Source organism: Ectobacillus sp. OTK (assembly GCF_059698935.1).
In genome coordinates this window covers 5,338,865-5,353,273 of the sequence record NZ_AP048547.1, presented here as the reverse complement: position 1 = coordinate 5,353,273, position 14,409 = coordinate 5,338,865, and the positions used below count along the sequence as shown (strand labels likewise).

Here is a 14,409-nt window from a genome sequence, read left to right as displayed (position 1 = left end):
TCGGGCTTTTTTGTATTGTAAGAACATATGAGGCGTAAAGGATATGAACTATAAAGTACATATGTGCTTTTAGGGGTAAGATAAACAACAGCTTATCGAAGGAAAATAAACTCGTATATATAAGTTTTAGCTAACTCGTATATATAAGTGTTGACTAACTCGTATATATAAGTTAAGATTGTATCTGTAAACGCTATCTGTAAACGTTGTCTGTAAACGTTGTCTGTAAACGTTATTAAAAATATTTCTAATCAAGGTAAAGGGAGGATTAACAATGAGCAATAAGCATCGCCAGGCCGCTGAAGAAATACTTGCCCATATTGGCGGTAAAGAAAACGTTGCTGCTGCGACGCACTGTGTGACTCGTTTGCGCTTTGCTTTAAAAGACGAGGGCAAGGTGAATAAGGAAGCGCTAGAGCAAATTGATTTAGTGAAAGGTTCCTTCTCTACAAACGGCCAGTTCCAGGTTGTTATAGGGCAGGGGACAGTTGATAAAGTATATAACGAAATGGTTGAAATGGCAGGAATTTCTCAGGCCTCAAAGCAGGAAATAAAGGATGAAGCGGCAAAAAAATTGAATCCGCTTCAGCGTGCGATTAAAACATTGGCGGATATATTTATTCCGATTTTGCCAGCCATTGTAACAGCAGGTTTGCTGATGGGGATTAATAATATCTTGACTGGACCTGGCATTTTCTTTGATAAGAAGGCGTTAGTTGATGTCTATCCGCAGTGGAAGGACTTTGCCGGCATTATTAACTTAATTGCGAATACGGCGTTTGTATTTTTACCGGGTTTGATTGGCTGGTCTGCTGTCAATAGATTTGGCGGAAGTCCGCTATTAGGGATTGTTCTTGGTTTAATGCTCGTTCACCCTGACCTTCTCAATGCGTGGGGATATGGGGCGGCAAAGGAAATCCCGAAATGGAATTTATTTGGCCTAGACGTCCAAAAGGTTGGCTATCAAGGTCAAGTATTGCCGGTATTGCTTGCTTCTTATGTGTTAGCTAAGATTGAAAAGTTTCTAAGGAAGCGTATTCCAGATGCATTCCAGCTGTTGCTTGTAGCACCTATCGCGTTATTATTAACTGGTTTTCTTTCATTTATCGCAATTGGGCCAATCACATTTGCGATTGGTAACGTTATTACAAATGCAGTAGTAGGTATTTTCGAGGTAGCGCCGCTTTTAGGCGGACTTATTTACGGAGGGCTTTATGCACCGCTTGTTATTACAGGTATGCATCATACATTCCTAGCGGTAGACTTGCAGTTAATTGGAAGCATAGGAGGCACATTCCTATGGCCGATGGTCGCTTTGTCAAATATTGCGCAAGGTACGGCCGCATTAGCTATGATGTTTGTATTAAAGGATGAGAAATTAAAAAGCTTATCTGCAACATCTGCGGTTTCTGCTTATCTTGGCATTACGGAGCCAGCTATGTTTGGGGTAAACCTGCGCTTCCGCTTTGCCTTTATCTCGGCTGTCATTGGCTCCGCGCTTGCAGGTATGTTTATTTCATCCCAAGGCGTAAAAGCTGCATCCATTGGCGTAGGCGGTTTGCCTGGATTCTTATCCATTTTCCCGGAAAAATGGGGAGTGTTTTTCATCGGTATGGCAATCGTGTTAGTAGTACCATTCGTATTAACGATATTCTTTGGAAAATTACGTAAGGATAAATAATATATGCATTATTCGGAGTCTGGCTCTTGCGCGGTCTCCTGGTTATGATCAAGTCAAACGATATCATTATAAGCGGAATAAAGCCTGCTCATAGTGGTATCGTATCTTGTTTTATGAATGGAATAGCAGGAGTTGACATAGGTCAAGAAAATATGTCGGCTCCAATAACAAATGGTGGTGGAAGAAATGAAAAAAGACTGGAGAAAATCTGTAGTATATCAAATTTACCCAAAAAGCTTTCGCAGCCATAATGGCGGTGCGACAGGAGATATAAAAGGGATTATTGAAAAATTAGATTATCTCTCCTTTTTAGGAGTCGATTATATTTGGTTAACTCCTATTTATAAGTCTCCGCAGAATGATAACGGCTACGACGTGAGCGATTATTATGCAATTGATGAAAGCTATGGCACAATGGAGGAGTTTGAAGAGCTTCTTGCCGAGTCTAAAAAGCGAAATATCGGCATTATGATGGATATCGTCGTCAATCATAGCTCAACGGAGCATAAATGGTTTCAAGAATCGAAAAAGAGCAAGGATAATCCGTACCGTGATTTTTACATCTGGCGTGACGAACCAACAAATTGGGAATCTAAATTTGGCGGCTCCGCTTGGAAATACGATGAAACGACTGGACAATATTATCTGCACTTGTTCGATACTACACAAGCAGATTTGAATTGGGAAAATGAAGAGCTGCGCAAGGAAGTTTATAAAATGATGGAGTTTTGGGCGAAAAAAGGAGTGTCCGGCTTCCGTCTTGATGTGATCAATTTAATTTCAAAGGATCAAAGCTTCCCTAACGATACAGCAGAAGGCGCAATGAGTGACGGGCGTAAATATTATACTGACGGTCCTCGTGTACATGAATTTTTGCAAGAGATGCATCGGGAGGTATTTGAAGGCACGGATATTATTACAGTCGGCGAGATGTCCTCCACAACGATTGATAACTGCATTAAGTATTCGAATCCGGACAGAAAAGAGCTAAGTATGACGTTTAGCTTCCATCACTTAAAGGTAGATTATCCGAACGGGGAAAAGTGGACAAAAGCAGACTTTGATTTTCTGCAGCTGAAGAACATTATGTCAACATGGCAGAAGGGAATGCATGATGGAGGAGGCTGGAACGCCATCTTTTGGTGCAATCATGACCAGCCGCGCATTGTTTCTAGATTTGGAAACGACACAATTTATCGAAAGGAATCGGCAAAAATGCTTGCAACCTCCCTGCATATGCTGCAAGGGACGCCTTACATTTATCAAGGCGAAGAAATCGGCATGACAAACCCGGGCTTTGATTCCATTGATGACTACCGTGATGTAGAAACCTTAAACATCTATAAATTAAAGCGGGAACAAGGCATGAGCCATGAGGATATTATGGCTGCCATTCAGCAAAAGTCCAGGGACAATTCGCGTACGCCGATGCAGTGGGATGCTACAGAAAACGCGGGCTTTACATCAGGAACTCCTTGGATTGCAGCAGCTTCAAATTACAAGGACATTAACGTAGAAGAAGCGGTGAAGGATGCTGATTCTATTCTGCATTATTATAAAAAGCTCATTGAGCTTCGAAAGAAATACGATGTCATAACGTATGGAGATTATGAGCTGCTTCTTGCAGATCATCCGCGTATTTGGGCGTATACGCGCAAGACGGAGGATGAGGTATTGCTGACAATCAGCAACTATTACGGTGAAGAAGCAGAATGGGTATTGCCAGAAGGGGTAAGCTTTGAAGGCTGGAACAGCGAAGTGCTTATTTCTAATTACGCAGACCCATCTCGAGACTATAAACATATCAAGCTTCGCCCGTATGAAGCAGTTGTATATCGTTTTACAAAATAACCGATAGGCTGTGCCCCCTGTACATTGCAGGGGGCACATTGTTTGTTGGCAGCAGTTCACTGAACTAACTAGCATGTTAATGCGGATTACACTACAAATGCGGAAGAATCAATCCGCCGTATGTAAAGGCAGCAACAATAAGCAAGGCGGGATGAACCTTCCATTTTGTTAGAGCTAAAAAAGCGATAAGTGCAATGATAAGTGATTGCCATATTCCCATAGAGAGGGCAGCATCCTTCATCATTTGCCAGGTTAGGACCGCCATCATAATGGCAATAACAGGCTGAACGAGTAAAGTCATCCCTTTTACGACCAGAGATTGACGATGGCGCTGGATCACCTTTAGTAAAAGAATAAGTGCAAGAGCTGATGGAAAGACAGTTGCGAATAAAGCAACTAAAAATCCCCACCATCCATATACATCATATCCAACATACGCGGCGATTTTGGTTGCGATCGGCCCAGGCAATGCGTTTCCGAGTGCCAGCATATTTGAGAATTCTGTATTGGTTAACCAATGATGGTGATTCACAATTTCCGCATACATAAGAGGGATGGAAGCCGGACCGCCGCCATAGCCGAGTACGTTCGCAAGAAAGAAGCCTATGAATACATTAATCCAATCTATCATGCTGACATCTCCTTGCCTTTTGATTTCTTATCCTTGAGCTTGAAATGAACTGCCCCATATGCTAAAAATACGACAATAACAATAGCAGGATGGATGGAAACCACCTGCAGCATCAAAAAGGAAATGATAAAGCAAAGCCCGCCAAGCCATTTCCCTAACCCCTTCACAGCCTTCTCAGCAAATTCATATGCCATAAGTCCAAGCATGACTGCAATCACTGGCATTACCGCTGCAATCATACCGCCTACTGCTTTTGAGTAACTCAGAACATTTACAGCTGTAAGGAGCAGAATCATTGCCAAACATGTTGGTAAAATATGTGCCAGTACACCAGTAAAAGCGCCTAGTACTCCTTTTTGTTTATATCCTAAGTATGCAGCCATCTTTGTTGCAATCGGTCCTGGTAAAGCATTTGCGATTGCCAGAATTTCACCGAACTCATCATCCTCCAGCCAACGATAACGAGACACTGCCTCATAGCGGATTAATGGAATAACCGAAGGACCGCCGCCAAATCCGAATATGCCTGTGCGAAGCATTGCCAGTGTAAGCTCCTTATATGAACCTTTCATTTTGTTCCCCCCGCTCGTTTATAGCTTCATTCCCATACGACTTTTATATCGCTTAATTAAAACCTGACAGTCGACGCTTACCACTCCTTGGAGCGGGTACAGCTTTGTTGTTAAGAAGGTCTCCATTTCCTGATTATCTGTAAAAATCCCATGCATATGCAATTTACTTGGGCCTGTCATATGGTATAGGCTCGTAACCGCATGCTCCTCAGCGAGCTGACTAGCTACTGTTTCTAAATGCTGCGGCTCCACCTCCACGCTAAAAAAGGCAGATACATGAATTCCAATTTTGATTGGATTGATAACGGTCGTAAACTTTTCAATCACTCCCTTTTCCATCAGATTGTTAATGCGGGACTGTACTGCTACACGGGATATGCCGATTTCCTTTCCTAAGTCTGTGTAGGAGAGGCGGCTGTTTTCATGAAGACGGGATAGAATCTTTTTGTCTAGTTCGTCTAGAATCAGGTTTGGAACATGGTAGTCATACGACAAAACCCTCACCTTTCCTTTCGTAATCAAATTTTGTAAATATCAATCTATTTGTAATTATATTATCACTTTTTTATTCCTAATCAACAAAAATAAAGAATTATAATTTCGAAACGAAAGAAAACATGTAAGGAAATCTTCCAAAAATACAGCGGGGCAGGAAGTGTGTTTATATAATGAGTTCATAATTTTCGAAAAATTTAAGGGGAGTGAAGGTTATGAGGAAAACACATCCTGCTGTGGTCATCTTCCTATTTTTTTTAGGATGGGTGTTTATGTACGCTGACCGCAATATTTTATCACCAGTTATGGGGGAGATCGGGCAGCAATGGAGTTTAGACAAGGCGCAGCTAGGCCTTATGTCCACCGTCTTTTTTGCAGCTTATGCGTTTATGCAGATTCCAACTGGATTTTTAGCTGACAAATTTGGCCGGGTGAAGGTGCTGGTCATTGGATACATTTTGTTTGGTGTTGCTACCTATTTAAGCGGCATGGCGACGACCTTTGTTATGTTTCTTATGATGCGGGCTTTAACGGGATTAGGAGAGGGAACATATTATGGCTCTCAATATGGCATTTCCTCTAATTTAACCCCTAAAAGATATCGCGGAGTTGTATCGGCTCTCATCAACAGCGGGATGGCATTTGGGATTTCGCTTGGATTTATCTCTGCAAGTTATTTCACATATACATTAGATAAAGGATGGCAGTTCTCTTTTTACTTATTTGCAATTCCAACTATCATAGTTGCGATCTTAATCAGCTTATTTGTTCGTGATAACCAAGGAAGCAATGAGAAACAGAGTATACAAAAACAAGAAAAAGGAAATTTGAAGCTTTTATTTACGAAAAACCATATTTTTGTATATATCATCATTTTTTGCTCCCTATATGGATTTTTCGGGATGCTAACATGGCTTCCATATTATTTACAAACTGCAAGAGGTGTGGATGGCTCACAAACAGGGATCATCTCTTCCTTAGTGCCATGGGCTTCTATACCGGGTGCCATCTTCTTTGGGTTCATCTCGGATAAAATTAAAAGCAAAAAACCGCTTATTATTGGTTTAGCTTTAGCAGGAGCCATTTGTCAGCTTGTCATTCCGTATACAGAAAATTACTCGCTTATGATTGCCGGCTTAATATTGTACGGATTGCTTGGGAAGCTTGCGCTTGATCCGGTTCTTATTTCCTACATTGCTGATATCACACCATCTTCAATGTATTCTAAAGTATATGGGTTTTTCAATTTTAGCGGCATGCTGTCATCTATCTTTGCACCGTATATTACAGGCTATTTCGCTGACGTGACAGGAAGTCTGGAATTTGGTTTTTATCTATCAGGGGCTTTGTTGATTTTAGGGGCTATCCTGTTTATGTTTACTGATAAAGGAATAAATAAAGATACTCACTCTATATTAGAAATGAAAAGGAACGACAATGCAGGGGAGGAAAACGCAGTATGAATGAAGCTGTAGTTGGAACGAAAACGATGGTTGTAAGTCCGCATTACTTGGCCTCCGCAGCAGGACAGAGGATTTTGCAAAAAGGAGGAAATGCCTTTGACGCGGCGGTAGCAGTGAGTGCCTGCTTAGCAGTAGTCTACCCGCATATGACAGGCCTTGGGGGAGATTCATTTTGGCTGTTGTACAGCAAGAGAGATAACAAAGTACGGGCATATAATGGCAGCGGCCGCTCAGGATATAAGGTGACGAGAGAGGCCTTTGAGGGTCTTGCCTCCATTCCAACTCGCGGGATAAAAAGCGTGATTACGGTTCCCGGCATGGTCGATAGCTGGGATGCTGTATTAAGGGAGTATGGCCGCCTTTCCTTAAGTGATGTACTAGAACCTGCGATTACATATGCATCGGCTGGCTTTCCTTTTTCCAAAAATCAGCATGTTAATACGCTGCATAATATGAACTTATTTGCACAGCATCCTGAAACAGCGGCTATTTTCCTGCCGAACGGGCGGGCCCCGCGTGTAAATGAAAAATTTATTCAAAAAAGTTTAGCTAATACATTAAAAACTCTTACTGAACAAGGACGGGATTCCTTTTACAAGGGCGAATTGGCAAAGCGGATTGTCGCAGGGCTGCAAGAAAAGGGCGGATTACTGGAGTTAGAGGATTTTGCAGATCACCAGGGGAATTGGACAGAGCCTATAGCCTCTACCTATCGCGGCTATAAAATACTGCAGGTGCCGCCTAATTCGCAAGGTTTTGTTGGCTTAATGGCATTAAATATTTTAGAAAACTATGATTTTAGTGCAATTCCGCACGGCTCCTATGAGTACTATCATTTATTAGTAGAAGCGCTGAAACGGAGCTTTCAGGATCGGAATGAAGTATTAACGGATCCTGATTTTTCTTCGATTCCGCTTGAGAAATTGTTAAGCAAGACATATGCAGAGGAAATGGCGCAATCGATCAGTCCCCAAAGGGCACGGGACATTACAACGCAGCCGATTGGAAATGATACAGCTCATGCAGCTGTAGTTGATGAGGACGGCAATGCAGTGTCATTTATTCAAAGTCTTTATTTTGAATTTGGCTCTGGGATCGTTGCAGGGGATACTGGCATTCTTATGCAAAATCGCGGTTCTTTCTTCTCGTTAGACCCGAATCATGTCAACTGTTTAGAGCCTCGGAAACGCAGCTTCCATACATTAATGCCTGCAATGGCCTTTAAGGATGATAAGCTTTATGTGTTATATGGCACGCAAGGGGGAGAAGGGCAGCCGCAAACACAAACAGTTATGATTACAAGAATGCTAGATTACGGAATGGATCCCCAGAGAGCCATTAGCGAACCTCGATTTGTATGGGGAAGAACATGGGGAGAAGCTACGCAGGAGCTGAAAATAGAGGGGAGGATTTCCAAGGAGGTTACAGAGGCGCTGCAGGCAGCGGGTCACCTGGTAAAACGGGTTGATGATATGGATCAGGCAATGGGGCATGCAAATGCGATTTTGATAGATGAGCAAGGGTTCCGGCATGGCGGTGTAGATCCTCGGAGCGATGGGGCTGCGATTGGGTCGTAATAAATAGAAAGATTTTAGACAAGGAGGCTGCTGCCAACAAGTCCGTTGGATTGGACTTGTTGGCAGCAGTCTCTCGTGTTTTACTATTAAATCCCTATTCTTTTATGAACAAGAATTGAGGGGAATCGTGGACTATAAAAGAAGTATTTCTTTTTTATGTTCTTAGAGTCGTTGGTACACGTAAGGGGATGGGGTTTATGAACATCATTCAATTTGTAAAATAAATATATTGATTTTTGGGAGAATATAACTATAATTAAAAGGTGAGGTAAGCGCTTACCCGGAAAGGGGTAAGAGTGCTATCATCTATATTAATAAATAAAAAACAAATTGATACGGCCTACATAATGATGTTTGTTAACATGAACTTAGTGTTCATGAGCATGCATGGTGTGACAATACAGTAGGTAAAAAGACTTAAGGAGCAGGAAGATTTGAGGAAATCTTCTATTTATTATCAACTAATTGGTAAGCGTTTACAAAAAGCGGTTTGTAACTAATCAGCTCTTTCGAAGATTAAAAATAGACCTATATTTACGTTTGCCTCCTTTTATCAATTTCAAGCGGACTCCTATCCTTTTGCAAGGGAGCCACAGTATGTCCAAGTCCTCTAGATTCTTTGCACCAGAACCTATTTGTTAATTCCTGCAATAAATCTTAAATTAGACCCTTAGATTCAAAATTTGAAAATTTTTCGTTTTATCCTTATTATGTGGGTTGTAAATTATTATATCAGAAACGGCAATTGTTAGCTTAAGGGGTTTAGGATGTAATGTTTATTATATTAGTTATAGATTACCTTTCGATACTAAGTTAAGGACAGTAACCTTTTGTTGAAATTGGTATAGTAAGAATGGGGGAAAGACATGAAACTGACTATTTATACAGTGGCCCAAGAGGCAGGAGTATCTATTGCAACGGTATCAAAGGTCATTAACAATACGGGACGAATCAGCGAAAAAACAAGACAAAAAGTTTTGAGGACAATGGAGCGTTTAAATTATCACCCCAGTACTGTAGCATCGGCTCTAACGGGAAAGGGAACAAGGAACATTGGATTGTTAGTTCCAGATGTTGCGAACCCGTTCTTCGCTGAAATCACACGAAGTATTGAAGATTATAGTAATTCATTAGACTATGGTGTTATGATATGCAGTACGGATAATAAGGGAGAGAGAGAAAGGAAATACGTTTCCCTTTTGCTCAGGCAGAAAATTGACGGTATTATACTTGCTTCCAATTTTCAAAATGAAGAGCTTATTCAAGAGCTGCTTGAGAGGGATATTCCTATTGTATTGCTTGCACAAGAAGTCCCCAACATGTCTATTGCTGCGGTGACAATAGACGATTTCAAAGGGGGCTCTATTGCGATGCAGCATCTTTTATCGCTTGGGCATAGAAAAATCGGGATTATTACGGAAAACAATAGAAGCGGTAAAAAGAGGTTGCATGCCTATAGGCAAATGCTGGAGGAATATGGCGTTGAAATTGATGAATCCTATATTATGAAATGTGAAGCAAGCATATCAGAAGGAGCTTATTATGGGGAAAAGCTGCTGCAGCACGAGTCTAGACCCACTGCTATTTTTGCCTGTAATGACTTGATTGCCCTTGGGGTGATGAAAGCAGCGCGCGACGTAGGCATATCTGTCCCAGACGAGCTATCTGTTATAGGATTTGATAATACAATATTGTCTACAGTGACAGTACCTTTATTAACAACTATTTCTCAGCCTATAAAAGAGATGGGGATGAAAACAGTACAGCTATTGATGGAAGACATCGAAAAAGGTGAGTCTTTTAAGCAGTGTATTTTATACTCTCCAGAGCTCGTAGTTCGACAATCTACTGCTCCGTATAGGCAGCAATGAGGAGGAAATATGTTTCATTCCCTAATATGTATACGAATATAACACAGAAAAACACCTCTTAATTCAGTTGTCAGCAGATGAACTAAGAGGTGTTTTTAGAGTTTGTATGCTTGTTTTCATGCTAATGATTTGGGTCATTTCTGATTGGCAAATAGATTGCTTCTTGCAATAATTACTTATGTATCATTGACAATGTTGGTATAGCGAAAACAGATGGAATCTACTTTCTATCAAACCGCTTTTTCTTTGCCGTCAAATGCAGATTCTGTTAACCCTTTTGCTTCCGGCAGGGTGAGGAAGCTGGTTAAAAATGCACCAACAAAATACAAGCCAGCAAAAATCCACATTACGCCGCCTACTCCTAAGCTGCCAATGAAAACGGTAACAACTAATGGTCCTACGAAGGCCGCTAATCCAGATCCTAAGTTTAACACAGACATTGCAGCCCCCTTATCATTTGGTGCCAAGGAAGGTACTAGTGCTGTAAGAGGTACATAGCCAGCTAATGTCGCTCCGTAGCAGCACGCTACAATCATCATAATCCAATAGTTATGTCCTACAAGCTGCGGCACATAATAAAGTGCAAGTGTTACAATACCGGAACCGACTCCTCCAAACCACTTAATTGTGTTAACCCAGCCGATTTTATCTCCGACAATTCCGAAAATGATATTAAACGCCATGTTTACAAAGAAAAGAGTTCCCCAGATTTGAAGCCATTCACTCAAAGTGAAATCAAACTTTGTCATATAGGTAGGCAGGAAGACGACAAATCCAAATTGAGCAGCGGAGTTAATAATTTTGACAATCCCGCCTATACCAACCTTCGGATTTTCAAATGCAATAGTAAGCCCTTTAAGCAATTCTCTTCCTTTGTTATCGCTTACTTTTTGGGCTTCAAATTTATCTTTGTTGACGATGATGGAAAATACGCCGCCTGCAACAACAAAAATTAATGCGCTCCATAGGGTCGCAATTTCCCCTATTTTAGGAACCATGAAGCTAGAATAAAAGGCCCCGATAACACTTAAACCAAGCTGAAAGACAAACCAGTACCACCCCACAGCCTTAGAGAGCATTTGCTGAGGAGTACGATACGATACCCATACTAAGAAAGAGTAAGCAAATAAAGGATATCCAAAGCCTCTTAAAGCATAACAAAATAGTATAACAGCATAATTCATGCTGGGAATTCCCCAACCAATAAATCCAATTGAGCCTATAATAAAGGCAATGAGCCCAGATGCCATTGCCCGTCTTGGGCCCCACATTTGAACAAATACCCCTGAGAACCAAGCGGAAACAGACACAGTAATTCCATAGACAGTAAATAATAAACCAGATTGTTTCATCGTTAAGCCTTGTTCAACGAGATAAGGCGACAGCCAGCCTTGCTCCAGACCATCTCCAATCATAAAAACAATAATTCCGATGTAGCCCCATAACAAATGAGACGGTATACCTATCCTGTCCAAACCATTTTGTTTTGGTGTAAGCACATTCATTTTTCTCCACCACCATTAATTATTTTTCCCCTTATTAACACAACAGAAAAGAGTAAGCGCTTAATCAATCTTCAGAAAGAAGTATACGCTTACATCCAAAAAACGTCAATATCTTTTATTTCTATTTTTTTATTTACTAATCATTTATAGGGTAACGATAGGAGAAATGAGAAAATTATTTTTTCTTAGTATAAGCGGATAAATATTAGGAAAAGAGCATTATTACTGTGTTTATTCTTAAATAGGATCTACACAACCTAACAGAATAGTTCATATGAACAGATTTAAAATATTTGAAAGATAGAAAAAATATTTGCACTTTCTTAATGGGTGTGTATAATAAGAGTCAGGAAAGCGCTTAACCAGTTTTCTCGATTTTTAAAATAATACAGTCTGCTATGTAATATTAAATGACAATTTGCTGATTTTTTTGTTAATTAAAGAAAACGCTTTATTAATGAGAGGCTGCCTGTCCAGCTTATAGTGGTTGCTGCACAAGCAGCTATAAATGCGGAATTAGGAAATTCCCCCTATGCAGGAAGTAAAATCTATCCAGTGTTTTTTAAACCTTTCATAAAAAGGAGAATTCATATGAGTGTAATTACAATTGGAATTATTGGTGCTGGACGCATTGGAAAATTGCATGCAGATAATCTTTTATCAATTCCACAAGTGAAAATTAAAGCGGTATCAGATGTAGTCGTAGATCATTTACAGGAATGGGCTGCCAGCAAAGGCATTTCTGTTCTCACAACAAATTACCAAGAATTATTAGCAGATCCTGAAATCGATGCAATATTTGCTTGCTCCCCAACAAGCACACATGCGCAAATCATTCAAGAAGCAGCGCGTGCGAAGAAGCATATCTTTTGCGAAAAGCCGGTAAGCTTCTCTGCAGAGCAAACGATGGAAGCGTTACGTGTAGTAGAAGAAGAGGGTGTACAATTACAGGTTGGCTTCAATCGCCGATTTGATCCGAATTTTAAAAAGGTACGTGACCTTGTGCAGCAAGGAGAAATTGGCCAACCGCACATTTTGAAGATTACATCAAGAGACCCGCAGCCGCCAAGCATAGAGTATGTTCGTTCCTCAGGCGGGTTGTTTATGGATATGATGATTCACGACTTTGATATGGCGCGCTATGTAATGAATAGTGAAGTAGTGGAAGTGTCTGCCCAAGGAGCTGTTTTAGTGGATCCTGCGATTGGGGAAGCTGGGGATATAGATACTGCCATTGTTACATTAAAGTTTGCAAATGGGGCAATTGGAGTTATTGATAATAGTCGTCAAGCTGTGTATGGATACGATCAACGTGTAGAAGTATTCGGGGCAAAAGGAGCAGTAACAGCCGATAATTGCCGTCCAACAACCGTAGAAGTATCTACAGTGGAAGGCGTGGCAAAGGACAAACCATTACATTTCTTCCTTGAGCGCTATACACAGGCATATATCGAGGAAGTAACGCAATTTGCAAAATCGATTACTGCAAAGCAAGCTGTAATGTGCAGCGGAAATGATGGACTTCAAGCAGAACGCATTGCAAAGGCAGCAAAGGAATCCCTATTGAAGGGCCAGCCAGTTAAGATTGAACATATAAAGAATGAGTTTGCAGTAAATTAATAGCTGCATAGTACTTAGATATCTAAATAAAGAGACTTGCGTTTTATGGTTAAGGATGCATAATGCAATCGAAGTAAGCGCTTAATCTATTTTAGTATTTCATAGGTAGTGATTGTCATACCATTAATAAAAATGGGGTTTTATTTAGGGGAAGGGCTTAACTAAACGGGGGTATTATCAATGAATCCACAAGCGAGACGCTATTAAGAGGATAGGAGAGGGAATAGATATGTTTAAAGAAAATACAATCAAACTTGGAATTGCCCCAATCGCTTGGACAAATGATGATCTTCCGGAGCTCGGCGGCGAGAATACATTCGAGCAGTGCGTAAGTGAGATGGCATTAGCAGAATTCACTGGCAGCGAGGTAGGGAATAAATACCCGCGCGATACAGAAGTATTGAAAAAGGCGTTATCACTTCGAGGTTTAGAAATTGCAAGCGCTTGGTTTAGCGCATTTGTAACAACAAAGCCTTTAGAGGAAACAGTGGAGGCTTTTATCGAGCACCGCGATTTCTTACATGCGATGGGCGCGAAGGTTATCGTTGTATCGGAGCAGGGCAAAAGCGTTCAAGGCTTAGCTGTGCCTGTATACAAAGCAAAGCCTGTATTTACAGAAGAAGAGTGGAAGCTCCTGGTAGACGGCTTGCATCGTCTTGGTGAGCTGGCTGTGGAGAAGGATATGAAAATTGTATTCCATCACCATATGGGAACAGGGATTCAAACAACAGAGGAAATCGATAAGCTCATGGAGCTAACAGATCCAAATCTTGTTTCTCTGCTGTTTGATACAGGGCATCTTGTATTCTCAGGGGAAAACCCGATTCATGTGTTGAAAAAGCACTTATCCCGCATTCAGCACGTTCATTTGAAAGACATTCGTGCGGAAGTTGTCGCTCGTGTGAAGGAACAGGATTTAAGCTTTTTAGAGGCAGTAAAGACTGGAGCTTTCACGGTTCCAGGCGATGGATCCATTGAGTTTGATGAAGTATTTACAACGCTTGCAGCTTCTGATTATACAGGCTGGTTTGTGGTGGAGGCTGAGCAGGACCCAGCGTTAGCGAATCCTCTCGAATATGCGATGAAGGCTCGCCGTTACATTAAAGAGAAAACAGGTCTGTAATCCGATTGGAAACAGCTGTC

General features: G+C 41.1%; 11 protein-coding genes. 7 read left to right on the top strand and 4 right to left on the bottom strand.

What is annotated here, in order from left to right; genetic code table 11:
* The first annotated feature begins 274 nt into the window (after positions 1–274).
* Together treP and treC are read left to right on the top strand one after the other, a co-directional pair.
* Positions 275–1,681, top strand: a complete 1,407-nt coding sequence (treP, locus tag AC6HZ4_RS26465) for a PTS system trehalose-specific EIIBC component (RefSeq protein ID WP_497492876.1) — start codon at positions 275–277, stop codon at positions 1,679–1,681.
* A gap of 186 nt (positions 1,682–1,867) precedes the next feature.
* The gene (gene treC / locus AC6HZ4_RS26460) at positions 1,868–3,532 is read left to right on the top strand and encodes an alpha,alpha-phosphotrehalase (protein ID WP_497492874.1); all 1,665 of its coding nucleotides are present in this window, start codon (positions 1,868–1,870) and stop codon (positions 3,530–3,532) included.
* Between the two features lie 91 nt (positions 3,533–3,623).
* Here treC and chrA read toward each other — a convergent pair whose 3' ends face one another.
* From chrA to chrS, 3 genes are read right to left on the bottom strand one after another with little or no spacing between them, the layout of a single operon-like run.
* On the bottom strand, positions 3,624–4,163 hold the full coding sequence (gene chrA / locus AC6HZ4_RS26455; RefSeq protein WP_497492873.1) for a chromate efflux transporter ChrA: 540 nt from the start codon (positions 4,161–4,163) through the stop codon (positions 3,624–3,626).
* Positions 4,160–4,735, bottom strand: a complete 576-nt coding sequence (chrB, locus tag AC6HZ4_RS26450) for a chromate efflux transporter ChrB (protein WP_497492872.1) — start codon at positions 4,733–4,735, stop codon at positions 4,160–4,162. The genes chrA and chrB overlap by 4 nt, the downstream gene beginning before the upstream one ends.
* A gap of 18 nt (positions 4,736–4,753) precedes the next feature.
* Positions 4,754–5,230, bottom strand: a complete 477-nt coding sequence (gene chrS / locus AC6HZ4_RS26445) for a chromate efflux transcriptional regulator ChrS (protein ID WP_497492871.1) — start codon at positions 5,228–5,230, stop codon at positions 4,754–4,756.
* Positions 5,231–5,445: 215 nt separating this feature from the next.
* Here chrS and AC6HZ4_RS26440 point away from each other — a divergent pair, with 215 nt between their 5' ends.
* From AC6HZ4_RS26440 to AC6HZ4_RS26430, 3 genes are all read left to right on the top strand, one after another.
* Complete coding sequence (locus AC6HZ4_RS26440) at positions 5,446–6,693, top strand: MFS transporter (protein ID WP_497492870.1); 1,248 nt, start codon at positions 5,446–5,448, stop codon at positions 6,691–6,693.
* A complete protein-coding gene (ggt, locus tag AC6HZ4_RS26435) occupies positions 6,690–8,270 on the top strand; it encodes a gamma-glutamyltransferase (RefSeq protein ID WP_497492868.1) in 1,581 nt (526 codons plus the stop codon). The genes AC6HZ4_RS26440 and ggt overlap by 4 nt, the downstream gene beginning before the upstream one ends.
* A gap of 866 nt (positions 8,271–9,136) precedes the next feature.
* Positions 9,137–10,141, top strand: coding sequence for a LacI family DNA-binding transcriptional regulator (locus AC6HZ4_RS26430; protein ID WP_497492867.1), 1,005 nt, complete (start codon positions 9,137–9,139; stop codon positions 10,139–10,141).
* Between the two features lie 230 nt (positions 10,142–10,371).
* On the opposite strand, the gene AC6HZ4_RS26425 is transcribed toward AC6HZ4_RS26430, so the two are convergent.
* Positions 10,372–11,646 carry an MFS transporter gene (locus AC6HZ4_RS26425; RefSeq protein WP_497492865.1) on the bottom strand — a complete coding sequence of 425 codons (1,275 nt, stop codon included), beginning with the start codon at positions 11,644–11,646 and terminating at the stop codon, positions 10,372–10,374.
* 591 nt (positions 11,647–12,237) lie between these two features.
* Between AC6HZ4_RS26425 and iolG the strand changes: the two genes are divergently transcribed.
* On the top strand, positions 12,238–13,266 hold the full coding sequence (iolG, locus tag AC6HZ4_RS26420; RefSeq protein WP_497492863.1) for an inositol 2-dehydrogenase: 1,029 nt from the start codon (positions 12,238–12,240) through the stop codon (positions 13,264–13,266).
* Positions 13,267–13,495: 229 nt separating this feature from the next.
* Positions 13,496–14,389 carry a myo-inosose-2 dehydratase gene (iolE, locus tag AC6HZ4_RS26415; protein ID WP_497492862.1) on the top strand — a complete coding sequence of 298 codons (894 nt, stop codon included), beginning with the start codon at positions 13,496–13,498 and terminating at the stop codon, positions 14,387–14,389.
* The last annotated feature ends 20 nt before the right edge of the window (positions 14,390–14,409 follow it).